Source organism: Brevibacillus sp. HB1.4B, assembly GCF_013284285.1.
Taxonomy (GTDB): Bacteria; Bacillota; Bacilli; order Brevibacillales; family Brevibacillaceae; genus Brevibacillus; species Brevibacillus porteri.
On record NZ_JABSUT010000001.1, the window covers coordinates 325,945 to 349,629 of the forward strand.

24 protein-coding genes and 3 tRNA genes are annotated in these 23,685 nt (G+C 48.5%); 25 read left to right on the forward strand and 2 right to left on the reverse strand.

Features of this window, described 5'->3' with window-relative positions:
* Positions 1 to 23 precede the first annotated feature (23 nt).
* Positions 24 to 1,667 carry a PucR family transcriptional regulator gene (locus HP398_RS01745; RefSeq protein ID WP_254475777.1) on the reverse strand — a complete coding sequence of 548 codons (1,644 nt, stop codon included), beginning with the start codon at positions 1,665 to 1,667 and terminating at the stop codon, positions 24 to 26.
* Between the two features lie 153 nt (positions 1,668 to 1,820).
* Between HP398_RS01745 and HP398_RS01750 the strand changes: the two genes are divergently transcribed.
* The 18 genes from HP398_RS01750 to HP398_RS01835 all read left to right on the forward strand — a co-directional run bounded on the left by HP398_RS01750 (position 1,821) and on the right by HP398_RS01835 (position 18,711).
* Positions 1,821 to 2,018, forward strand: a complete 198-nt coding sequence (locus tag HP398_RS01750) for a DUF3311 domain-containing protein (protein WP_026043050.1) — start codon at positions 1,821 to 1,823, stop codon at positions 2,016 to 2,018.
* Entirely contained in the window at positions 2,015 to 3,505 is a 1,491-nt protein-coding gene (locus HP398_RS01755; RefSeq protein WP_173621638.1) for a sodium:solute symporter family protein, read from the forward strand. The genes HP398_RS01750 and HP398_RS01755 overlap by 4 nt, the downstream gene beginning before the upstream one ends.
* Before the next feature lie 27 nt (positions 3,506 to 3,532).
* A complete protein-coding gene (locus HP398_RS01760) occupies positions 3,533 to 5,155 on the forward strand; it encodes an amidohydrolase (protein WP_173621639.1) in 1,623 nt (540 codons plus the stop codon).
* The gene (locus HP398_RS01765) at positions 5,152 to 6,411 is read left to right on the forward strand and encodes a M20 family metallo-hydrolase (RefSeq protein ID WP_173621640.1); all 1,260 of its coding nucleotides are present in this window, start codon (positions 5,152 to 5,154) and stop codon (positions 6,409 to 6,411) included. The genes HP398_RS01760 and HP398_RS01765 overlap by 4 nt, the downstream gene beginning before the upstream one ends.
* 128 nt (positions 6,412 to 6,539) lie before the next feature.
* Positions 6,540 to 7,397, forward strand: a complete 858-nt coding sequence (locus tag HP398_RS01770) for a carbon-nitrogen hydrolase family protein (protein ID WP_017248204.1) — start codon at positions 6,540 to 6,542, stop codon at positions 7,395 to 7,397.
* A 37-nt stretch (positions 7,398 to 7,434) separates the two neighbouring features.
* Positions 7,435 to 8,106: a GNAT family N-acetyltransferase gene (locus tag HP398_RS01775; RefSeq protein ID WP_026043051.1), complete on the forward strand. Its 672-nt coding sequence runs from the start codon at positions 7,435 to 7,437 to the stop codon at positions 8,104 to 8,106.
* 41 nt (positions 8,107 to 8,147) lie between these two features.
* Complete coding sequence (locus tag HP398_RS01780) at positions 8,148 to 8,819, forward strand: GNAT family N-acetyltransferase (protein ID WP_017248206.1); 672 nt, start codon at positions 8,148 to 8,150, stop codon at positions 8,817 to 8,819.
* Positions 8,820 to 8,939: 120 nt separating this feature from the next.
* The gene (locus tag HP398_RS01785) at positions 8,940 to 9,275 is read left to right on the forward strand and encodes a DUF4406 domain-containing protein (protein WP_106835931.1); all 336 of its coding nucleotides are present in this window, start codon (positions 8,940 to 8,942) and stop codon (positions 9,273 to 9,275) included.
* 24 nt (positions 9,276 to 9,299) lie between these two features.
* The gene (locus HP398_RS01790) at positions 9,300 to 9,542 is read left to right on the forward strand and encodes a hypothetical protein (RefSeq protein WP_017248208.1); all 243 of its coding nucleotides are present in this window, start codon (positions 9,300 to 9,302) and stop codon (positions 9,540 to 9,542) included.
* Positions 9,539 to 10,837 carry a sigma-54 interaction domain-containing protein gene (locus tag HP398_RS01795; RefSeq protein WP_017248209.1) on the forward strand — a complete coding sequence of 433 codons (1,299 nt, stop codon included), beginning with the start codon at positions 9,539 to 9,541 and terminating at the stop codon, positions 10,835 to 10,837. The genes HP398_RS01790 and HP398_RS01795 overlap by 4 nt, the downstream gene beginning before the upstream one ends.
* Before the next feature lie 162 nt (positions 10,838 to 10,999).
* Entirely contained in the window at positions 11,000 to 11,869 is an 870-nt protein-coding gene (locus tag HP398_RS01800; RefSeq protein ID WP_017248210.1) for an energy-coupling factor transporter ATPase, read from the forward strand.
* Entirely contained in the window at positions 11,866 to 12,726 is an 861-nt protein-coding gene (locus tag HP398_RS01805) for an energy-coupling factor transporter ATPase (RefSeq protein WP_173621641.1), read from the forward strand. The genes HP398_RS01800 and HP398_RS01805 overlap by 4 nt, the downstream gene beginning before the upstream one ends.
* A gap of 13 nt (positions 12,727 to 12,739) precedes the next feature.
* Positions 12,740 to 13,576, forward strand: a complete 837-nt coding sequence (locus HP398_RS01810; RefSeq protein WP_173621642.1) for an energy-coupling factor transporter transmembrane component T family protein — start codon at positions 12,740 to 12,742, stop codon at positions 13,574 to 13,576.
* A gap of 66 nt (positions 13,577 to 13,642) precedes the next feature.
* Positions 13,643 to 14,200, forward strand: coding sequence for an ECF transporter S component (locus HP398_RS01815; RefSeq protein ID WP_017248213.1), 558 nt, complete (start codon positions 13,643 to 13,645; stop codon positions 14,198 to 14,200).
* On the forward strand, positions 14,200 to 15,162 hold the full coding sequence (locus HP398_RS01820) for a P1 family peptidase (RefSeq protein WP_173621643.1): 963 nt from the start codon (positions 14,200 to 14,202) through the stop codon (positions 15,160 to 15,162). The genes HP398_RS01815 and HP398_RS01820 overlap by 1 nt, the downstream gene beginning before the upstream one ends.
* 37 nt (positions 15,163 to 15,199) lie before the next feature.
* A complete protein-coding gene (locus HP398_RS01825; protein ID WP_017248214.1) occupies positions 15,200 to 16,417 on the forward strand; it encodes a M20 family metallopeptidase in 1,218 nt (405 codons plus the stop codon).
* A 143-nt stretch (positions 16,418 to 16,560) separates the two neighbouring features.
* Complete coding sequence (locus HP398_RS01830) at positions 16,561 to 18,348, forward strand: M3 family oligoendopeptidase (protein ID WP_173621644.1); 1,788 nt, start codon at positions 16,561 to 16,563, stop codon at positions 18,346 to 18,348.
* 120 nt (positions 18,349 to 18,468) lie between these two features.
* Complete coding sequence (locus HP398_RS01835) at positions 18,469 to 18,711, forward strand: hypothetical protein (RefSeq protein ID WP_017248216.1); 243 nt, start codon at positions 18,469 to 18,471, stop codon at positions 18,709 to 18,711.
* 76 nt (positions 18,712 to 18,787) lie between these two features.
* Here the strand turns inward: HP398_RS01835 and HP398_RS01840 are convergent, their stop codons facing one another.
* Complete coding sequence (locus HP398_RS01840) at positions 18,788 to 19,696, reverse strand: C40 family peptidase (protein ID WP_017248217.1); 909 nt, start codon at positions 19,694 to 19,696, stop codon at positions 18,788 to 18,790.
* A gap of 183 nt (positions 19,697 to 19,879) precedes the next feature.
* Between HP398_RS01840 and HP398_RS01845 the strand changes: the two genes are divergently transcribed.
* The 7 genes from HP398_RS01845 to HP398_RS01875 all read left to right on the forward strand — a co-directional run bounded on the left by HP398_RS01845 (position 19,880) and on the right by HP398_RS01875 (position 23,537).
* Positions 19,880 to 19,956 (forward strand) — tRNA-Asp (locus tag HP398_RS01845).
* A gap of 43 nt (positions 19,957 to 19,999) precedes the next feature.
* Positions 20,000 to 20,075, forward strand: a tRNA-Thr gene (locus HP398_RS01850).
* A gap of 7 nt (positions 20,076 to 20,082) precedes the next feature.
* Positions 20,083 to 20,169: transfer RNA gene (locus HP398_RS01855), tRNA-Leu, on the forward strand.
* Between the two features lie 178 nt (positions 20,170 to 20,347).
* Positions 20,348 to 21,394, forward strand: a complete 1,047-nt coding sequence (locus tag HP398_RS01860; RefSeq protein ID WP_173621645.1) for an NAD(P)/FAD-dependent oxidoreductase — start codon at positions 20,348 to 20,350, stop codon at positions 21,392 to 21,394.
* A gap of 160 nt (positions 21,395 to 21,554) precedes the next feature.
* Positions 21,555 to 22,172: a VanW family protein gene (locus tag HP398_RS01865; RefSeq protein ID WP_173621646.1), complete on the forward strand. Its 618-nt coding sequence runs from the start codon at positions 21,555 to 21,557 to the stop codon at positions 22,170 to 22,172.
* A 134-nt stretch (positions 22,173 to 22,306) separates the two neighbouring features.
* Positions 22,307 to 22,852, forward strand: a complete 546-nt coding sequence (locus HP398_RS01870) for a hypothetical protein (RefSeq protein ID WP_173621647.1) — start codon at positions 22,307 to 22,309, stop codon at positions 22,850 to 22,852.
* A 58-nt stretch (positions 22,853 to 22,910) separates the two neighbouring features.
* Complete coding sequence (locus HP398_RS01875; protein ID WP_173621648.1) at positions 22,911 to 23,537, forward strand: fumarylacetoacetate hydrolase family protein; 627 nt, start codon at positions 22,911 to 22,913, stop codon at positions 23,535 to 23,537.
* Positions 23,538 to 23,685 lie beyond the last annotated feature (148 nt).

The following is a 23,685-nucleotide window of genomic DNA, read 5'->3' on the forward strand; positions in this document are numbered from 1 at the left end:
CTTTCCCATTCATTATACCAAGATTAAAGGCGATGCCCAATGACATGTGCAGTTATGGCGATGCGCAGAAGCATTTGATCGTGCCCGTTTTCCGCATTCAATCCAGTCCACTCTCGGATGAGCTGGATGCGGTATTTGATTGTATTTTTATGGACATACAAACGACGCGCGGCTTCCGCGTAATTCCCATCCGCTTGCAAAAACACTTGCAAGGTTTGCAAGAGCTGTCCGTTCTTTTCTCGATCATAGCTTTGAATTTTGCCCAGACATTCTTCTGCAAACGTTTGGGCTTCTGTCGCTGGATCGTTTGCATACATGATTCGCTCAAGTCCTAAGTCGTGGTAGCTTTTGATGTGAAGAGAAGAGACGTTGGCTGGGGTTGTAGAATGGAGAGCAGTTCGCAAGCTGATCAGCGCTTCCCGATAACTACGAACGATGCCTTCTCGCTCAGGATGATATCGCCCAATTCCTGCAAAGACGGGTTGATCCAATTGCTTGGTGACCGTCTTTAAGCACTGTTCCTGCAGCCATTGCGAGAGCGGTTCAGTGGGGGCATGAATAGGCATAGGTACGAGCAAGAGGACACGATTTTCCTGATCCAAACCATACAGAATCGCCTCATTTGAGGAAAAAAAGCTGTGCAACGCGTTCAGAAGATGATGGTTTTCTTGCCAAAGTTCCATGCCGGTTTTGTCATGAGGGGAGGAGCTTACGATCATCGCGATATAGTGATCGGACAACTCCCAGCCAACTTCATCCGCCTTTCGCATGAGCATTTCATGTGAGACGATCTGGCCACTGACGAGTTGTTGCAAAAAATCATTGCGAAAACGCTGGAATGTTTCCTGGATGGCTCGTTGTCGCTGCATTTCAAGTGACAAGAGGGCAGCACTTTGCTCGATGGCGACTTTTTCCCACGCGTAAAGATCACGCTCCCGCTGTCTAATGATGATGGTTCCCTGCACGATTTGGTCGTGGAGAAGCCACCGGACATGGATGCCTTCTTTTAGTCTGCTAAGAGGCTCTTGCGTTAGTCGAATTGGGGCGCGTTGACCGTATAGCTTGTCCAATGAATCATCGCCTGGGAACGAACCAAGCGAGGAATCCCATTTCCATTTATGCTGGGGGACATGGATGGATACAGGAGCATCAAGGGTATCGGACAGTAAATCTGTCAAAGTAGAAATCGGAGCTCCTCCCGTTAAATAGTGATGAAACCGTTCATAAATGGCATGGGTTCTGTCCAGCTCGATGCGCTGTTTGTCATTGATGTATTGAACGACTGGCACGATGACATCCGACCAAGCTTTATTCATCGGAAAGGACAGGATGGGAAATGCCTTTTTCGTAGCGTGGGAGAGAACAGCTTCAGGAAGGTCCTCGATGTACCGACCTAATTTGATGGCAAGCCCGGGGGTGCCGATGGTGACTAGCTCATCGATGAGTGTTATCAGCCGTTTCGTACATGTTTTTTGCTGAGAGAGAAATGGAAAACCTGTCGTCAGAACGAATTCACCAGCACGCAGCCACCTGTGGCCATCGGGAGAATCAAACGAGGTGACGCCCAGCAGTTCATTCTCTAAAGAGTCCGCGCCTGCAAGCACTGACGATTCATCAAAGCCACCAACTAGTATGAGCTCACGGACAGTAATCATTACGCTCACCATGCTTTCATCATCTTTTAGCTACTTGTACAAAACACCGTTCCATTTTCTAGTCATGTGAACAAAGGAAGTATTTGAATTTTTAGATAATAATAATGTACATGTCCAGGATGTGTACAGGCAATGGGACAAATCGAGCAAACTGGGGGGAGTCGTATGAAAGCGAGGGATTGGCTAGGAGTACTGCCGTTCATTGGGATGCTAGGAGGAATTCCGTTTGTGAATCGGGTAGAGCCTTACGTATTAGGCATGCCGTTTGTCCTATTTTGGATCGTTCTCTGGGTTGTCTTAACTTCCGTCATCATGGCATTCCTCAACAAAATCGACCCTGCTACGAAGGAGGACGGCCAATGAATATTGCCTTGATCATTATTTTTGCCTTTTTATTGCTGTCCTTCTACTCCGGTATTCGTGCGCAACGAGGGAAAGACATGAATATGGAACAATGGACCGTTGGCGGCAGAGGATTCGGTTCGATCTTTATTTTCTTGCTGGTAGCAGGCGAGATTTATACGACATTCACCTTTTTGGGAGGCAGTGGTTGGGCGTACTCCAAAGGGGCACCTTCTTATTACGTTCTCTCTTACATTTCCCTCGCCTATGTCATTTCCTACTGGCTCTTGCCGCCTATTTGGCGGTATGCCAAAGAGCACAAGCTCGTCTCCCAATCCGATTTTTTTGTAAGCAAATACAATAGTCCGATACTCGGCATTTTGGTCGCAGCGGTCGGAGTCATTGCGATTATTCCGTATCTCGTCCTCCAATTCAAAGGCTTGGGGATCATCGTGTCGGAAGCATCCTATGGCTCGATTTCGCCTGCTGCTGCGATATGGATCGGAGTCATTGCTGTGACCATTTACGTCATGATCTCAGGAATTCACGGTTCGGCTTGGACGGCTGCGATCAAGGACATCATGATTTTCTTTGTCGTCGTTTTCCTCGGGCTTTACCTTCCGTTTCATTATTACGGGGGTATCCAACCGATGTTTGAAGCCGTACAAGCTTCCAATCCTGGTTTCTTGACGTTCCCTAAGGAGGGATTAAGTATTTCCTGGTATATTTCAACGGTGCTGGTCACGGTGTTCGGATTTTACATGTGGCCGCATACGTTCGGTTCCGTGTTTTCAGCGAAAAATGCAAATGTGTTCCGCAAAAATACAATCATGCTGCCGCTCTATACCTTGATGCTGTTGTTTGTGCTCTTTGTCGGCTTTACGGCGATTCTGCAAGTGCCCGGATTAAAAGGGGCGGACGGTGATTTGTCCTTGCTCCGTCTGTCGTTGCAAACATTCGATCCGTGGGTAGTCGGGATCATTGGAGCAGCAGGCTTGTTAACTGCGCTCGTACCAGGCTCCATGCTATTGATGACAGGGGCAACGCTCTTGGCGAAAAATGTGTACAAAGTCATGGCTCCGCACACATCTGACGCACAAATCGCCCGCATTGCCAAATGGTTAGTGCCTGTCATCTCGTTGATCTCGCTGTATTTTGCAATGAGTGGGGGAGATACGCTCGTAACGCTGTTATTAATGGGCTACAGCTTGGTCACACAGTTATTCCCGGCATTGCTTTTTAGTCTTCCTGCCAAGCCGTGGGTAAATAAATACGGTGCGTTTGCCGGGATTTTATGTGGGGTGTCAACTGTTGCGTATGTGACGATTTTCCAAGTGACGATAGCGACTATGCTCCCGAATTGGCCAGCCGTTGTCAAAGACTTGAACATTGGTGTCGTGGCATTGCTAGTCAATCTCGTCGTGATGTTTACTGTGACGTTTTTGACGAAGAATCTTTTTGCACTCAATCGTCATGCGGCAAACACAGAAGGGACACCCACTCTTTAATACTCATTTCCTAAAGGGGGCAGTTATATGGCAGATATGGTTTTTCTCAATGGACAGGTGATCACGATAGATCATGAGAATCGGGTGGCAGAAGCAGTGGCTGTCAGAGGGAATCGCATTCTTGCTGTCGGGTCTAGTGAAGATGTGAAACAGTTGATTCAATCACATACAAACGTCATTGATTTGCAAGGGAGGAGTCTATTGCCCGGCTTCATCGATGCCCATCTGCATATTACGATTTACGGTACGAACAAACTGGGAGTCGATTGCAAAGCGAGAGGGATCAGGTCGATTGATGATCTGCTCACCGCACTGAAAGAACAAGCGGCAAAAACACCAGCAGGAGAATGGGTGAGAGCATGTGGTTTCGATGAAAATCTCATGATCGAGCAACGCTATCCGACAATCGCCGAGCTGGATGAAGTGACGACAGCGCATCCTGTTTTTGTCATGAGGACGTGCGCTCATCACTCTGTCGTAAACAGCAGAGCGCTTGCCTTAGCGGGTTACGACAGAGAGACAGCCGATCCCCAAGGTGGACGTATTGATCGTGATGCAGATGGTGAGCTAACGGGATTCCTCATCGAAACGGCACATATGAACCTATTTGAAAAAGCGGCTTTTACAGAAGTAGAGTATATCGAAGGTTTGCGATTAGCTTCGAAAGACTTTGTTGCTGCGGGGATTACGAGCATCCACGATGCGGGAGGATATGGTCCAGAGAACTATCGGGCGATGCAAAAAGCGGTACAGAAAGGTGACGTGAAAGTTCGCATCTACGCAATGATTTGTGCGCTGAATCAATCCGATGATTTTGTCCGAAAGATGGTCGATGCAGGGATGGTAACGGGTACGGGGAATGCTCGGTTCCGTATCGGACCCGCGAAAGTTTTTACAGATGGGGCAAGCATTGCGCCCACGATGGCCATGCGTGAACCGTTCACCAGCCGACCAGATGATTATGGAATTCTCTACTATGAACAGGACGAGTTGAATACCATTTTGGGAGAGGCACATGCAAAAGGTTTTCAAATTACCGCTCATGCCCAGGGAGATCGAGCGATTGACATGCTGCTGACATGCTTTGAATCGGCACTAGAAGCGCATCCGCGCGAGAACCACCGACATCGAATTGAACATGCTGGTGTATCTGCGCCTGATCTGCTGGCAAGAATGGCTCGGCTAGGCGTCGTACCCATCCCGAATCCTGCTTTTATCTACGATTACGGTGATTCGTATGTGACCAACATCGGAGAGCGTGTCGGACATATGTTTCCGGCGAGGGATCAGTTCGACGCGGGGATCGTTACGGCAGGAGCGTCGGATAGTCCCGTGACTGATTTCAACCCGCTGATTGGGATTCATACTGCCGTTAATCGAGTGAGTAAAACAGGTCAGGATGTGGGGACAAATCAAAGGGTCAGCATCATGGAGGCGATTCGCATGTTTACTTGGAACGGAGCGTACGCCAGTTTTGAGGAGGGGATCAAAGGGAGTATTGAAGTTGGGAAGCTGGCTGATCTCGTGGTGCTGGACGGCGATATTTTGGCAACGCGGGTAGATCGTATCAAAGAGCTGCGCGTAGACAAAACGATGATCGATGGGGAGTTCGTCTATCAACGCCAAGATGAGGAGGTTTTACAAGCATGAACGTAAAGGCGAGAAAGCTAGCGATCAATGAAGAACGACTGCAAAAACGAATCGAGCAATTGGCGCAAATCGGGAAAATAGGTGAAACGGGTGTATGTCGACTCGCTTTGTCTGCTGAAGATCGGGCAGGCGTAGAGTTGGTGCGTAGCTGGATGGAAGAAGCAGGTCTTCAGACGCGGATCGATGACTTCGGCAATTTGATTGGTCGGATGACGGGGAAGGATGATCAAGCTCCGATCTTGATGATTGGCTCTCATATCGATTCGCAGCCGTACGGCGGTCAGTACGATGGTGTGATCGGGGTATTGGGCGGGCTGGAGGTTGTCCAGACGTTGAGTGAACAAGGGCTCATGCCTGCACAGCCTATTGAAGTCGTTGCGTTTTGTGACGAAGAAGGATGCCGATTTCAAAAAGGACTGTTTGGTTCCAAAGGCATTCTCGGCATGCTGGATCCGACGGACTTGGAGCGGACGGATAAAAACGGGATCACACGCAGGCAAGCACTGAGTGATTTTGGATGCGACCCTGATCGTCTGGAAGCGTCTATTTATCCAAAAGACAGCATCGGTGCTTATCTGGAGCTGCATATTGAGCAGGGGCCGATTCTCGATGATGCGAAAGAAGCGATTGGAATCGTGTCTGCGATATCAGGGCCTTTGTGGTGGACGGTCGAGCTGACTGGCTTTGCCGGGCACGCTGGTTCTGTACCGATGCCGATGAGAAAGGATGCCCTTGTCGGAGCAGCAAAAGTAATTTTGGCTGTGAACGAGCTGGCAAAGCTCGATCCACAAGCGCCAACAGTCGGTACAGTCGGTCACTTGGAGGTTTTCCCGGATTCGCGCAACATCATTCCAGAGCGGGTGCGTTTTTCGATTGATTTGCGGGATATCGATTTGAAGCGTCGCGATGAGCGCGAACAAGCGTTGCGCGAGGCGATTGAGCTAGCCGCTGTAGAAGGTGGATTGCAATATACCATTACGGAAGATACGAATAGTGACCCGCGTTACTGTGCCGATTGGATTAAGGCAATCATGCACGAGGAGAGCAGCAGGCTTGGTGCCTCTGTGCGCGAGCTGATGAGTGGTCCTTTCCATGACGCTTTGGCACTCTCCTACGTTTGTGATTACGGGATGATTTTTGTCCGCTGCAAGGACGGTATCAGTCATAATCCGCAAGAATATGCAGCCTATGAAGACGTAGCACTGGGAACAGAGCTGCTCTACAAAACCGTTTTGCGGATGAGCACCAACCAATAAGAGAGAGAGTCGCCCGTCTAAGTGGATAGGCGACTTTTTTCATACAGCCAATGACGAGACTTTACAGGCTGTTTTTGATATATTTTATTCTTAGAGATTCTTATCACGTTTGAGGAAGGAAGAATGGCATGAAAATGCGTGTTTCCGCTGTGCAGTATCATCTGCATACCATACATAGCTTTGAAGACTTCGCCAATCAAGTTGAGCACTACGTGAAAAACGCACAAGAGTACGACACAGAATTTCTCCTTTTCCCGGAGCTGTTTACGACTCAACTCATGTCGATTGGAGACGAGCAGGGCAATGCGCTGCCGATTACGGCATTGCCATCATTCACGGACCGATATGTCGAGCTGTTTCGTTCCCTCGCTGCCAAATACGAGATGTATCTGATTGGTGGAACGCACATCATCGAGGAAAACGGCAAGCTTTACAATACGGCTTTTCTGTTTTACCCGGATGGACGTGTAGGCCAGCAGAAAAAAATCCATATCACGCCATGGGAAGTAAAAGGCTGGAACATGGGGGCTGGCGACTCGTTGCAAATCTTTGAGACCGATAAAGGGAAAGTCGCGATGATTATTTGCTACGACATCGAGTTCCCTGAGTGGGTGCGCATCGCCAAAGCACGGGGCGCAGACGTCATTTTCTGCCCATCTTGCACGGATGATCGCCACGCTTTCCACCGCGTACGTTATACCAGTCATGCCCGGACGATTGAAAACCAGGTGTATGTCGTATTGACTGGAACCGTAGGCTCGCTGCCGACAGTTGATTTCATGCGAGCGAACTTTGGACAAGCGGCGATCTTGACGCCAAACGATGTTCCGTTCCCTCCGCGAGGCATTCTTGCTGAAGGGGAAATCAACCACGACATGATGGTAACCGCTGACCTGGATATCCAATTGCTATACGACGTGCGGGAAAAAGGCTCCGTCACAACGTGGCGCGACCGCCGTACCGATTTGTATACAGACTGGAAGTAAAGCATTCCATCGTGATCAGGACAGCAGGAGGATGAATATGTACAGAAAAGAGCTGTATGTATTTGAAGGGAACAAGCCACGCAAAGCCGTCATACGCAACTACAATCATGCAGACTTCTTCGAATTGATCCAAATCCAGGCGGAGAGCTTTCCCCCGCCGTTCCCGTCTGAGTTATGGTGGAACCAGGAGCAGCTGATGAACCATATTACGCTGTTCCCAGAAGGTGCTATTTGTGTAGAAGTAGACGGGATTTTGGCGGGTTCGATGACAGGGTTGCTCGTGAGGTTTGATCCGGCTCACCCCGAGCATAAGTGGGAGGATGTCACGGATAGCGGTTATATCCGTAATCACGATCCGCAAGGGGACACGCTGTACATCGTAGATATTTGCATTCGTCCGAGCTTCCGCAAGCTGGGATTGGGTCAACAGATGATGCAAGCGATGTATGAGCTGGTAGTACAAAAAGGACTGCGCAGATTGCTCGGCGGAGGTCGCATGCCAGGATATGGACGTTATGCAGACCAATGGACACCTGAGCAGTATTTGGAGCGTGTTCTAACAGGGGAAGTAAGAGACCCGGTGATTACATTTCTCATGCGCTGCGGTCGTACTCCTGTTCAGGTCGTGGCGAATTATTTGGAAGATGAGGAATCTCGCAACTACGCGACACTCATGGAATGGAAAAATCCATTTCAGCAGCATCTGTAGGGCGTTTATCCGACATAATCGATCGAGAGGGGATATGACTGATGGAATTCGTACGTATTCAACATATTGACAATCCGCTGTTTGCGAAGATGCACCGTTTGATGCAAGAGGTTTTCCCGCCTGAGGAAGTATTGGAGTACGATCTGTGGAAAGAACCGCTGGAAGATCCGGGTATTCGTGTATTTGTAGCTGTACACGAAGGAGAAGTTGTGGGCGCTACCGAATACCGTTATTACACAGACATGAACGTAGCCATGACAGACTTCACGATCATTGGTCAAGAAGGTCTCGGAGTGGGCCGATTCCTCGCCAGAGAGCGTCAAAAGGACCTGCTCGCTCTGGCTGCTGAAAACGGCAAGGAGCTGTACGGGATGTTTGCAGAAATCTACGACCCGTACCGTGTGGAAGAACACAGCTTTGGCGGGATCAAGCCAATGGACCCATTTGTACGCCGTGAAGTGCTCTCCCATCTCGGCTACAAACGTACGAGCTTTACCTATGTACATCCGTCCTGGCAAAATGACGGGGAAGCGGTATCTGGACTTGATCTGGGCTTCATGCCGACAAACGAAGAGCAAACAACCCTCGAAGCGGATCTGATCGTCACGTTCTTGAAGCGTTATTACGCCGTGCTTCCACAAAAGCCACAAGCATGGCTCGACATGGTGAAAGACTTGGAGAGCAAAGAGTCTGTAGAACTGCTTCCTATCTAATCGCAAGACAACAAGAACCAACTCTCCTGTGGAGCTATGGTCACGGCTCCATGGGAGTTTTTCGTAGTAGCCCAGTCAGATTATTACGAAAAATGCAAGCCATAGGAAGAGGGATTCAAAATGAAAATCATCACGCTATGCGGGTCTACAAAATTCAAAAAAGAATTTGAGCAGGCGAATACGTATTTGACTCTCCAAGGAAACATCGTGATGAGCGTAGCTTTTTTTGAACAGAGCGAGGGCTTTGAGATATCACAGGAGCAAGCAGATCTACTCACTGACATTCACTTTCGAAAAATCGATTTGTCCGACGAGATTTTTGTCATCGATGTAGAGGGCTATATTGGAAGCAGTACAAGCAAGGAAATTGCGTATGCAAAAGAACAAGGAAAGCCGGTTCATTATTACTCCAAGAGTGGGATCAACGATAAAGTGATTGCCGCATTCTTTCACTAACGAGAAAATACAGAGGTGAAACAGGTGAATGCTCAAAATCTAGCATCGATCTTCCTTTACATAGCCGTCATCTTTCACTTGCTGGGCATGAGTGGCTGGACTTCTGCTAAGCTGGCACAACCAATCGAGCTCGCCATCCTCGCGCTGATGCTCCTGTCCATTTTCATTTTACGGAAAAAGAAACGAAAAAAGCGACGGGCAAGAAGGCCAGCACCAGAAGTAGCAGTCATGCTTGAGAATGCCGAGGAAGGAGAGCCAGGCAAATGATCCATGACATCCACATGCAGGCGATTCTGGACGCTTCCCATGACGGCATCATCGCGGTCGATCGGGATTCCATTATTATCGGGGTCAATAAAAACGCGATGGAAATACTCGGTCTGCCAGGCAATATCGTGGGACAAAAAATTACCCGTTATATTCCCAATTCAGATATGTTGAGAATTTTGGCAACGGGAAAAAAAGAGAGAGGGGATATCGCGACGATCCTGAATCGGCAAATTATCATCAACCGTTTGCCGATTGTCGTAAAGGGTGAAATCGTGGGAGCGGTGTCCACTTTTAAAGAGATCACCGACATTCAAAAAATGGAGATGCGCATTCGCAAGCAGAGCATGGAGAGTGGCTTGGAAGCCAAATTCCGCCTGGAGGATATCGTGGGAGAATCATCTGCGATCCGCGAAGCGAAGGTATGGGCGGAAACATTTGCACGGACAGATGCGACGGTTCTCATTCAGGGGGAGACTGGAACTGGCAAGGAGTTGTTTGCCCAAGGAATTCATTTGAGCAGCCAGCGTGCAACTGGGCCCTTCATCCCGGTTAACTGTGCGGCGCTCCCTGGCAATTTATTGGAGAGCGAGTTGTTCGGATACGAGGAGGGCGCTTTTACTGGCGCGCGAAAAGGCGGAAAGCCAGGGCTGTTTGAATTGGCACACGGAGGCACGCTGTTCCTCGATGAAATCGGAGAGATGTCGATCCCGATCCAAGCGTTGCTCTTGCGTATCTTGCAGGAGAAAAAAGTCCGCAGAATCAGCGGGGAGCGCATCGTCCCTGTCGACGTGAGAATTATCGCGGCAACGAATCGGGATTTGGAACGACTGGTAGAGGAAAAGCAGTTTCGCTCAGACTTGTACTTCCGATTGAATGTGCTGACGTTAGAGCTGCCTGCTTTACGAGAGCGAATTGAAGATATTCCGCTATTGGTGGCATCGATCATTGGAGAGATCAAGGAACGGGAAAATAAAAGGCATCTGAAAGTAGAAGAGGCCGTTTTCCGCGTTCTCAAACAATACGACTGGCCAGGTAACGTACGAGAGCTGCGCAACGTGGTGGAAAGAATGGTCTTGCTTTGTAAGAATGACGCGCTTGGCAAGGAGGACACTGCTTTTTTTGCCAAGAAGCTGTATCAGCGGCAATCTTACCGAGATCAAGAAGAGAGAGAAGCAGAAGTCATCCGAAAGGTTTTGGCGGAGACGAAGGGAAACAAGGGAGAAGCGGCGAAAATTTTGGGAATGGATCGGTCTACGCTGTGGAGAAAAATGAAGCGCTACGAAAGATTGTAGAAATTGATGCAATTGCAACATCAGCGATGCATGTTTGCAACAGAGTGGCTCCGTTACTTGTTTAATTTACAGAAAATTAAAAACATATTCATTTGGCATGGTAGTTGCTTATTTATGGAGGACACAACGCTTACGACTTTTACGAAAAGGCGAGGGGAGAGCATGACACCACAACCGATTATTCGTGTAGAAAATGTCTCGTTTGCCTATCAGGTTAACCAAGATCAACAAATTCCTGTTCTGCAAAATGTCTCCCTAGAAGTGTTTCCAGGAGAGTATGTCGCCATCATCGGTCATAATGGGTCCGGTAAGTCAACGCTGTCTAAGCATCTCAATGGAATTTTGACTCCAAACGATGGCGATGTCATCGTTAATGGAATCAACACGCGTGAAAAACAGCGAATTCATGAAGTGAGGAGCCGTGTCGGGATGGTTTTTCAGCATCCGGACAATCAGATTGTCGCGACGATTGTAGAGGATGATGTGGCCTTCGGATTGGAGAACATAGGGACATCTGCAGAAGAGATGAAAACACGAGTGGATTTTGCCCTAGAGGCAGTAGGAATGAGTGCCTTTCGCCATCGACCGCCTCATCATTTGTCTGGTGGACAAAAGCAACGGATCGCCATTGCGGGGATATTGGCGATGAAGCCACAATGCCTCGTCATGGACGAAGCGACGAGTATGCTGGACAGCTACGGTAGACAGGATATACTAGCAGTCGTTCGCAAGCTGCATCGCGAAGGAATGACGATCGTCACCGTGACCCATCACATGTCAGAGGTAGCAGAAGCAGATCGCGTCATCGTAATGGAGGGCGGCAAGATCGTATTGGAGGGTACTCCACGTGAAGTATTTTCCCATCAGGAAAGACTTCGCGAGCTTCATCTGGATGTTCCAGACGCGAGCCGAATTGCTCATCTCGTTCACTCCGAATATCACGAATTTACACCTGATCTCATCCACAATGAGGAAGTTGTCGCGGAGGTTAATCGTTTATACGTCAGACAAGCGGAGGCGAGTGGTTCATGACGCAACCGATCGTAAACGTGGAAAATCTATCTCATGTCTACATGCACGGAACGCCTCTCGAACATCGGGCCCTCGACCAGGTAAGCATCCAGGTGGCAGAAGGCGAATGCTTGGCCATTATCGGTCATACTGGATCGGGAAAATCGACGTTAATCCAGCATTTTAACGGCCTGATTCGCCCGCAATCCGGTACGGTCATCATCAATGGAATGGACGTATCTTCACCCAAGATCGATATTCGTACGTTGCGTAGACAAGTAGGACTGGTTTTTCAAAACCCGGAGGATCAACTTTTCGAAAAACTGGTCGGTGATGACGTAGCCTACGGACCTTTTCGGATGGGGCTCCCTCTAGAGGAAGTGCGGCGACGTGTACAGTGGGCGATGGACTTAGTTGGCCTCTCGTTCCAGGAGATGAAAGACCGTCCGACTTTTGCCTTAAGTGGCGGGCAGAAACGCAAGGTGGCATTAGCTGGCGTCCTTTCCTTGCAACCCAAGGTTCTCGTACTTGACGAGCCAACAGCAGGACTGGACCCGCGCTCTCGTCATGAGCTATTGGAGCGCATCCGCCGTCTCAATCGGGAAGAAAAGCTAACGGTTATTTTCGTCTCACACAATATGGAAGAGGTCGCCAAGCTTGCTGATCGTGTCTACGTCATGGCAAACGGCAAATCAGTCTGTGAAGGGACACCAAGACAAATTTTTGGCAATCAGGAATTGCTGCGGCAGCATCATATCGGCACACCGGAATCGGTAGATATTTTATACAGACTTCGTGAGCAGGGCTACAGCATCGATCCTAGCGCTTTTTTACCCGAAGAGACAGCGATGGAAATTTTGAAACTGATGAACCGCTAAGGAGGGGGTCCACATGTCAGCAGAATTTGAATTGACGCGCAATATTACCATCGGTCAATATTTACCCACTGCTTCGGTCGTTCATCGTCTCGATCCTCGTTTCAAGCTGGGTGCTTTTGTCATCCTCATCTTAGCGATTGCCATCTGCGATACATACGTGGGGAATCTGTTTGCTTTAGCCATTTGTATCTGGATGTTTCAAATCTCGAAAATCCCCCTGCATTACGGTATATCCGGGATCAAGCCCGCTATCCCCTTTATCATGATTTTGGCGATCATGCAGCTGCTATTTTACGGGGAGGTTGTCAATGGCGGAACCGATTATTTGAAATACGGCTTCATCACGATCACGAGTGAGAGTGTACGCCTCGTCATCGTGTCTGCCATACGCTTTGTAGAAGTAATCTTCTTATCGAGTGTCCTCACGCTCAGCACTTCGACGACGGAACTTACACACGGAATGGAGCGATTGCTGGGGCCATTAGAAAAAGTAAAGTTTCCGGTTCATGCCTTTGCTTTGATCATCACGATTGCTGTGCGCTTTGTACCTACCTTCGCGATGGAAATGGAAAAAATGATGAAAGCACAAGCATCCCGTGGTGCAGATTTCGGTACAGGAGAATGGTGGCGGATCATTCAGCGAACAAAAGACATGTTTCCCATCATCATCCCGCTGTTTAATGTGGCGCTCTCCAGAGCAGAAGATTTGATTTTGGCAATGGAAGCCAGATGCTACACACCAGGTGCTGCACGGACCAGATACACCCAATACAAGGCTGTAGGCAAAGATTACGTCGCGCTGATCGTGAGTATTGTCATTTCAGCCGTCATGCTCGCCATACCTTGGTAAGGGAGACTAGCGGGAATTCGCCCGAGTAGGGCATTCCACATAAAACTCGTAAAAGGAGGAGTATGCATGGAAAAAGGCTTGACCGTTCGCAAGATTGTCATTGCAGGCGTTTTGGGCGCGATAGCGATTTTGCTCGGGGTGACACGTCTCGGCTACATTCCGGTTCCGACAGCAGCGGGCAATGCCACTATTATGCACATCCCGGCTGTGATCGGGGGCATAATGGAGGGCTGGGGCGTTGGTATGATCATTGGCCTTATATTTGGAGTCTCTTCTTTCTTAAATGCCACCGTTCCGCTTTTTAAAGACCCTCTTGTAGCCATCCTGCCACGTTTGTTCATCGGTGTGACTGCTTACTTGACCTATGTTGGTTTGAAAAACGTCAATCAGTACTTGGCGATTGGTGCCGCTGGCTTTATTGGGGCGATGACAAACACGATCCTGGTACTGGGCATGGCCGTCATTCGAGGATACATGACCCTCGGCGTAGCGACCACAGTTGCAATCACGAACGGCTTGCCAGAAGCAATTGTTTCGGTCATTGTTACATTGGCTGTCGTTGCGGCTTGGAAGAAATTGGGCTCAGCAGGTAGGCAAAAATCAAAAATTTCAGGAGACTTATAATGACCGGAACGATTGTTGACGTACCCGGCGTTCTCGTCGGGCATGCACAAAACGAAGAAACATTAACGGGATGCAGTGTAATTATGCTAGAAAAGCCGTCTGTTTGCGGCGTGGATGTCCGGGGCTCCGCCCCGGGCACCCGCGAGACGGACCTCTTGGACCCTGTCAATCTGGTGAGTGTCGTCCATGCGATTTGCCTTTCGGGTGGCAGTGCATACGGTTTGGATGCTGCTACAGGTGTCATGCAGTATTTGGAGGAACATGGCATCGGACTGGATGTTGGCTATGGCGTCGTTCCTATCGTTCCAGCAGCAGTTTTGTTCGACCTGGCAGTAGGCGACTATCGGGTTCGTCCCGATCGTCCAATGGGCTATGAGGCAGCACAGGCAGCAAGCCATGAGAAAGTAGCACAAGGAAACGTAGGTGCAGGTACAGGTGCGACAGTAGGCAAGCTAAATGGATTTGGGAATGCGATGAAGAGCGGGTTAGGCACAGCTTCGGTGATTTTACCCAATGGACTCGTCATAGGTGCAATCGTCGCTGTAAATGCGGTCGGTCATGTCGTAGATCCGCAGTCAGGGACGATCATAGCCGGGCCGAGAGATGAACAGGGAACCATTCGGGATAGCATGGAGATACTGCGCCAGCAAGCTTTTGCTCCGATCCCTCCAAGTACGAACACGACGATTGCCGTAGTCGCCAGCAATGCTCACTTGTCCAAAGCAGAAGCAAACAAAGTAGCGCAAATGGCTCATGACGGGCTTGCCCGTACAATCCGTCCGATTCACACCATGTACGATGGCGACACGATCTTTGCTGTAGCAACAGGCGAAGTAGAGGCGAGTGTAGACTTGGTGGGCGCGTTGTCCGCAGATGTGCTGGCAGAAGCCGTCATTCAAGCGGTTAAGCACGCAGAGGAAGCAGGGGGACTGCCATCTTATCGCAGTTACTTCCAGGGGTAGGTGTAACATATTTGGATGCAGAGGAGAGGATTGGCGGATGAATCAGGTGATATCCTTTGTTGACGAGCAGGAAGTTGTACGCCTAACGCAGGAGCTAGTTAGAATTCCAAGTGTGTTTCGTCCCGATCAGACAGGAGCGAATGAAGAGCGGGTAGCGCTATTTGTCGCCGATTATCTTCGTAACATGGGTTTGCAGGTCTTCTATGAAGAGGTTGTTCCAGGCAGACCGAATGTCATCGCCTTTTACGATTCGGGCAAGCCTGGCAAAACGCTTTTATTCGAAGCCCATACAGATGTCGTAACAGAAGGGGATCGGGATGCTTGGAGCTACGACCCTTTTGGTGGAACAATATCTGGTGGGCGTATCTACGGGCGTGGCTCTTGTGACACAAAAGGTAATCTGGCCGCCGCGATATGTGCCGTCAAAGCTATCCAACGATCCAAACAGTCTTTTACAGGCAAAATCCTCCTGTGCATCCCTTGCGATGAGGAGAGCATGATGATCGGGATCAAAGATTTCATTCGTCGCGGTTGGGCCAATAACGTCGATGCGGCGATTATCTGCGAACCGGAAGAAAATCAGCTCTGCATCACGCAAAAAGGAGCCATGCGAGCAATTCTTCGTACGTTTGGCAAGATGGCGCATGGAGCTATGCCACTGACGGGCATCAATCCGAACACCAGGATGGCACGCGCCATCGTGGCGTTAGAAGAGCTGGAACGAAAGGAAATGGCTCGTCTGGGAGAGCATCCAATGTTGGGGTGGCCGAGTATCACTCCGACGATTTTGCAGGCACCGGTCAAAGGAGACGCCCAAATCAACGTCGTACCCGATCAATGCATGACAACACTTGATATTCGCACGGTTCCCGGGCAGGACCACCAAGAGCTGTATAAAGAGATCAGTGTCATATTAGAGGAACTAGGCAAAGAGGATGACAAGTTCAAGGCTACTCTGGAAGTAATCGAAGAGCGCCCTTGGACGTTGACTGGCATGCATGAAGAAGTTGTGACTTCCGTTGCGAACGCCTATCGGGAAATCACAAAAAAAGAGCCGGTATATAATGGCGTCCCGGGTGCGACAGATGGAACCTTCCTGCACAAGGCCGGCATTCCTATTTTGACGACAGGCGCAGGTGATCGCCACATCCCTCATCATGCAGATGAGTACGTAGCTATTGACCAATTGGTGGAATCCACCCAGCTGTTTGCCTTGTCTGCATTAACGTTTTTGACGCAGCCAGTACGAGCTTGATCACTTACAAAAGAACTCTGCTTACGCTAGCGGCAGAGTCTTTTTATTCTCGCAAAAGAAGTTTTCTTAGCAAAAACTTGCAGAATCCATCTAAATTTTTTTACAATAGGCTTGTTACATAAGAGAAAAGGAGGCGCGTGCCCATGAATATGCGCTGGAATTTGGACGTCTTGTATTCCTCATTTGATGCACCAGAATGGAAACAAGATTGGGAGAAGTTTGTACGTGAAACAGAAGAGATCAAAAGCTGGGCAGCGCAAAACTTTCAATCTTCAGAAGATGCAGTAGCGAAGATGGAGACATACATAACGATGATGACCTCTGTCTTGCAAACGCATTTCCGCTTGTACGCCCACGGAGAGCTGACTGCCAGCGTGGATGCCAAGAATGAAGTAGCACTGCTTGCAATTGAAAAAGTACAGAATCAGGCTGTGGAATTGGTTGAACCAGGCGTACAATTCCAAAAATGGCTAGGATCGTTGAGCAACCTGGACGAGTTGATTAACCAATCGGAGCTGTTAGAGACACATCGCTTTATGTTGACAGAAATGTCCGACAAGAGCAAATACATGCTGAGCGAAAAAGAAGAAATCGTCCTAGCAAAAATGAAAAATACAGGGTCAAATGCATGGACAAAGCTCCATGAAATGCTGACTTCCACTTTACTGGTAGACATTACAGTCGATGGGGAGCACAAACAGCTTCCATTGCCAGTGGTGCGGAACATGGCGAACGAAAAAGATCCGCAGCTTCGCAAAACGGCCTACGAGGCGGAACTTGCCGCTTACAAAAAAATCGATGGAGCTGCTGCTGCCAGCTTGAATGGAATTAAAGGCGAGGTTATTACCGTAGCGAAGCTAAGAGGCTATGAATCGCCGCTGGATAAGACGTTGCAAGACTCCCGTATGGACCGCGAGACGCTCGAAGCGATGCTTCAGGCGATGCGTGAGAGCCTGCCATCCTTCCATCAATACTTCCGTACAAAGGCGAAGCTACTCGGCCATGAGAGCGCTCAGTTGCCGTTTTATGATCTGTTTGCGCCAGTGGGCGAGGCAGACATGCGGTTCTCGTATGAGGAATCCCGCGACTTCATTGTGAAGCACTTTGGTAGCTTTAGCGAAAAGCTCGCCAACTATGCAGCACGAGCTTATGACAATCAGTGGATTGATGCTGAGATTCGTGAAGGCAAGCGTGGAGGGGCATTCTGCTACAACCTGCACATCGTAGGGGAGAGCAGAATTATGTCCAACTACACAGGCAGCTACAGCGATGTGAGCACAATGGCACATGAATTGGGTCATGGCTATCACGGAGAATGTCTCGTAAACGAAGCATTCTTGAATAGCGAATACCCAATGCCAATCGCCGAAACAGCGTCCATTTTGTGCGAAACCATCATTGCCAATGCAGCACTTGAACAAGCGACCTCCGAGGAAGCATTTGCGATTTTGGAAAATGATATCAGCGGAGCAAGTCAGGTGATCGTCGATATTTATAGCCGTTACTTGTTCGAGACTGCTGTATTTGAGCGCAGAACAGAAGGTGCCTTGTCTGTTTCCACTCTGAACGAACTGATGCTACAAGCGCAAAAGGACGCTTACGGAGATGGTTTGGATCCGGCAGCTCTACACCCGTACATGTGGGTATGTAAACCGCACTATTATAGCGCGGATTACAATTTCTACAACTTCCCGTATGCTTTTGGACTTCTGTTCGCGAAAGGCCTGTACGCAGAGTATCTCAAGCGCGGGGAAGCTTTTGTTGAGCAGTACGACAAGCTCTTATCTGTTACGGGCAAAATGAGCGTTGCAGATGTAGCAGCTATCATGGATGTTGATGTACGCTCCGTCGATTTCTGGCGGAATTCACTCTCTTTGGTTGCAAAAGATATCGACAAATTCGTAGAGCTCGCGTCTGCACGCCTAAACTAAATAGGAAGAACGTCCGCTATGTCATTAGCGGACGTTTTTTATTCATGTTGCAAAGCGTTTTTGTGCGCATAGGGAACAGAGCGGAAGGAGAAAGTAAGAAAAAACAGATGAGGTGATTACGTGGTAAACGGATTGCAGTTACTCGACCTATTGCGGGAAACGGAGAACAAGATGCTGCATTTACATAGAGCCATCGACAGAGTAAGCAGCGAGCCGGATTTCAAGGAGTCTGTCAGTGTTCTTACCGTAGTCGTTCGTGATTATCAACTTCAGCTCGACAAAATGAAACAAGCATTGGGCAAAATCGAAATCGGAGGGCAGCAGCAACAACATCAGCAGGCCCATAATACCGAAATACATTAAGCACAGAAAGACAAACAGCCCTCGAACTGCTGCAAAGGCAGATAGGGCTGTTTGTTTGCTTTTATGTGTAGAAAGCTTACTGGAAGTTAGCGTATCGCTTCACTCCATAAAACGGGTAGAGCTTATGCATGTATTCGACTTTGCCATAGCGAACATCTTCGCCATTCGCATGCACGATTGCTCCATTACCCAAATAGATCGCTACGTGGGACACGCGTCCTTTTCCAAGCGAATCGTAGAACAAGAGGTCACCAGGCTGTGCTTGATCTAGTGATACTTCTTGACCGCCACGGAATTGATCTTCAGAAGTGCGCGGAAGTGTAACCCCAAGCTGTTCAAAAACGTATGAAGTAAAGCCACTACAATCAAAGCCATTCGGAGTAGTTCCGCCTAAGACGTATGGTGTATTGAGCAATGGCTCAAAAATTTCCTTCATTCGACCCAGATCTTCTGCATTTACCTCGGCAGGCAGCGAAACGGTAGAAGTGAGGTTTGGACTAAGGAACTCTGTAGCAACGTATGCTTCACGATCTTCGAATTCGATTTTCGTCCATTCATTACCCGTTTCTACGACTTCTACAATGGAACCGAAACTTAGCTTGCCTAACACTTTTGCGTCAGTCGAAGGCTTTTTACGCACATTCAGCACGTCACCAGTGACACGGGCTTTTTCACCAGCAGTTAGTTCTTTAGACTCAGTGGTAGCGTTATCATTCTGATTGACAGCTACATCGGAAGGAGTGTCAGTCGCAATGGAGCCAGAAGTGTTTTCACCGTGAATAGATAGAGTTTGTCCAATTGACAATCTATCGTCATTCAGTTGGTTCCATTGAATGAGTTGATCCACCGTTACTTGATGTTCACGAGCGATCTTGCTCAGCGTATCACCTGCTGATACCACATATGCCGATGAGGAAGCATGGGCAGCAGTAGGCAGCAGAGTGAAGAGGGCGAGGAAGGTGAGTAGCCTCGAAGTCTTTTTCATGTCATCGTCTCCACCAATCTACTAAAATCTGCATATCTAGCTAAAATTCTATCGGATTTTCGTTGGTAAATCTATGAAAAAATTAATCTTTCATTATTTTTTTAAAAACTATTGCATCTGGAGATAGAATCGTGCTATATTACAGAAGTCGCCGCAAGATGGTGATGGTGACAAAAACCATATGGAGCTGTGGTGAAGTTGGAGTTCACGCCGGTCTGTCACACCGGAGGTCGCGGGTTCGAGTCCCGTCAGCTCCGCCATTCTATTTTTAGAATGTGCGAATTACATAGTTTCTCGTAATGTGCCGGTATAGCTCAATTGGTAGAGCACCTGACTTGTAATCAGGGGGTTGTGGGTTCAAGTCCTATTGCCGGCACCATTTTTATGCGGTCGTGGCGGAATTGGCAGACGCGCTAGATTCAGGTTCTAGTGGTGGCAACACCGTGGAGGTTCAAGTCCTCTCGACCGCACCATATGGTAAACAACAGGTTCGTAAATTGGCTGATGAAGCTAATTACGAGCCTTTTTTATTTTTTCTGGAATGTTGAATCCTCCTCCATTTTCCATTACAATCACATTGTGATAATGAATCTCATTTTCACTATTACTTGATGATTCGTAAACAAACAGAAAGACAGTGGAGGGGTAGTTGTGGGAGAACAGTTGGAGCTGTTTGATGTAACCATTATTGGCGGTGGCCCTGCGGGGATGTACGCTGCCTTTTATAGCGGGATGCGAGATCTGAAGACGAAACTCATTGAAGCGAAAGAAGAGCTTGGTGGACGAATGTTGATCTATCCAGAAAAAATGATCTGGGATGTAGGCGGAGTACCACCACAGCTATGTGAAAAGCTAGTTGCCAATCTGGTGGAGCAAGCGAAGACATTTGATCCCACCATCGTGCTAGGCGAGGCGATTATTGGACTAGAGCCACAAGAAGATGGCACGTACATACTCGTTGCAAAATCGGGGAGACGGCATTGGACGCGCACGATCATACTGGCTCTGGGCCGAGGTATTTTGAAAATGGCAAAACTGGAGATCGAAGGGGCCGAGCGCTACGAGGTGACAAATCTTCATTATACGGTGCAGGAACTGGAGCCATTCCGTGGGAAGCACGTCCTCATCTCAGGTGGCGGCGACTCCGCGGTCGATTGGGCAAATGAACTGGTGCAAATCGCAGCGTCTGTAACTGTCGTGCATCGCCGTGATGTATTTGGTGGACATGAGCGGAATGTAAAGCGCATGAAAGAGTCATCTGCGATCGTTCGCACCCCATATACGGTCACGCAATTGCAAAGCTCAGACAAAGAAACGATCGATAAAGTGACGATACGTCATCTAGAGACGGACGAAACGGAGCAAATCGATGTCGACGCCATCATCGTCAATCACGGATTGAAGGCCGATTTCACTGGGATTAAAGAGTGGGGCTTGGACATGGATAAGTGGAACGTGTTTGTCAGTCCACGTCTGGCAACGAATCTGCCAGGGATTTTTGCGGCGGGAGATTTTGCGAGCTTTGACAGCAAGATCACGCTGATCGCGGGAGCATTCACCGATGCGGCTGTGGCCGTAAACAGTGCAAAATTACACATAGACCCAGTAGCAGATCGGATGGCGTATGTTTCTTCCCATAACCAGCGCTTTAAAGAAAAGAACAAAGCCCTCGGGGTTATCGATGAGGATGACGAGTAGAACCTGATATAGGACAAAAAGCCCAACATTTGCAGGTTGATTGTCGCTTTTCCCATACGTTACATTGTTAGAGACAAGGTGTAATAAACAATGACAGACTATATAAATTGGGAGCTTCGCGTCAGTCAATCGATCAACAAATGTGGGAGAGGAAGTAGAAATGAAGAAAGTTCGGCATTGGCCGATCAGTATGGCGACAGTGGCCCTTGTGTTCTCGCTGGGCATGAACTACGCGCCTGAGCGTGCAATGGCGTTACAAGTGGAGCCGTTATCTCCTGCTATCGAGTTGCAGGAAAAGTATGTGGAGAAGATGGACCTCAAGGAAGAGGAGGTTCTCGGTTTTTATTACTCATCGATGAAAGACAGCACAGATACTCGTAAACATAACATCAAGCAAGCATTGGCCAAGATTCATAATGAAAAAATCAAACCGCAACAGGTGTTTTCTTTCAATGAAACAGTGGGAAATTCGAATTTGCCAGAGGATGGTTGGCAGAAGGCCGGCGTTATTCAGAATGGTCAGCTCGTCGATGACTATGGAGGCGGGATTTGTCAGGTTTCCAGCACGCTTTACAATGTAGCTGCTGAAGCGGGGATGATCATGGTGGAACGGCATAACCACAGCAAATCAGTGGGATACGTGCCAGTGGGTCAAGATGCCACAGTAGCGTATGGCTATATGGATTTTAAATTTACCAACTTGTATGATTTCCCTGTGAAAATCAAAGCAAAATCATACGATGACGAACATGTTGTGATTGCGATCATACGTGCGTAGCTTAGAAGGAATAAAGGGGGCATCCTATGGATGAACCCTGTTTTTTTCGGTATTTCGTCAGGAAAAAAATGGATGGAAATTTAGTTTTGAGTCATGCATTCCTGACCATACTGTTTTTAGAGGGAGGTGCCGTGATGTTCGTTCAGATGACAGGTGATTCACACAATCAAGAGGTTCTCGTCATGGGAGAACGGTTAGATCGCCAGCAGGATGGTTGCTATCTTTTGCCTGGGAGACTTGTCCATGCATTGAAGCCACAGGATTTGCCGGTAGGAATCCCATTTAAACTCTCAGGTGCGCTGCCCTCTGGCTACGGGTTTTATCGGGAGGACTCTGTTATTTTTCGGCGGACGAATGATACTCCCTCTCTGTGGATTGATGTTACTTCTACATATATGGTTGCGGAATGGGATGGTTTGTTCTCGGTAGAAGCGACGGTTGAAGCCAGAAAGCATGTCGTGGAACAACAACAGCAGTTTGCCTTTGTCCTCTCCGAAGTGACAGAGCAGCAAGTGATTTTCCATTACGAATTTTCCTGGTGCTCTAAGCACGAGATGGATCTGGAAAGTGCGTTGGAATCCATTTGTGATACCGTGATTGAAGTAGAAGCACGAGGGAATGCCCGTCTTTGGCCTGGCTATCGAAACTACATGGAAGAGGACGAACAAGACAAGCTGTAATACGCCGTGCAGCCATGATATAGTGAAAAAAGAGACAGCCACCAAAGGAGAGGACAAAATGGAGTCAGTCAAAAATATTTACTGTATCGGTCGCAACTATCGATTGCATGCTGCGGAGTTGGGGAACGATGTACCAACCAAGCCAATGATCTTTGATAAGCCAACACATGCGCTTGCAATGGCAAATGGCGAGGCCATTGAGCTTCCGGCATATCGTGGAGAGCTCCATTATGAGGCGGAGCTTGTGATTCACATCGCGAGACCATATGAGGCTGGAGTTACCCTTGACGAGATGATTGACAAAATAGCACTCGGCATCGACTTTACTTTGCGGGATGTTCAGAGCGAGCTGAAGAAAGCAGGGCATCCATGGTTGTTGGCAAAAGGGTTTAAAAATTCAGCCATTTTGACGTCTTTTCATCCTTTCCCTGGTATTCATGAGCTGCACCAAACGGATTTCTCCTTGCTGAAAAATGGAGAGCAAGTGCAACGCGGTAATCTTCGTGATGTGATTTTTGATTTGGAAACCATGATTGCCTATATTTCCGAACATCTAGGCTTGGGTCAAGGGGATATCATTTACACAGGTACGCCAGCGGGGGTAGGACCTGTTACAGATGGGGATGTCCTCACTCTCAAGTGGGGAGAAGAGACTTGGGGGCAGTTTACGGCGAAAATGAAATAGGTATGAATTGAGAACCATCTTCTGACAGAAACAAGCAGAAGATGGTTTTTGTTTGGGGTTCGGGCCAGCAAAATAGCCGTTTTTTGCGACGAAAATCACCTTTGATACCGTTTTGTAACTTTTATGGTTCCATGGAACTAAGAGGTAG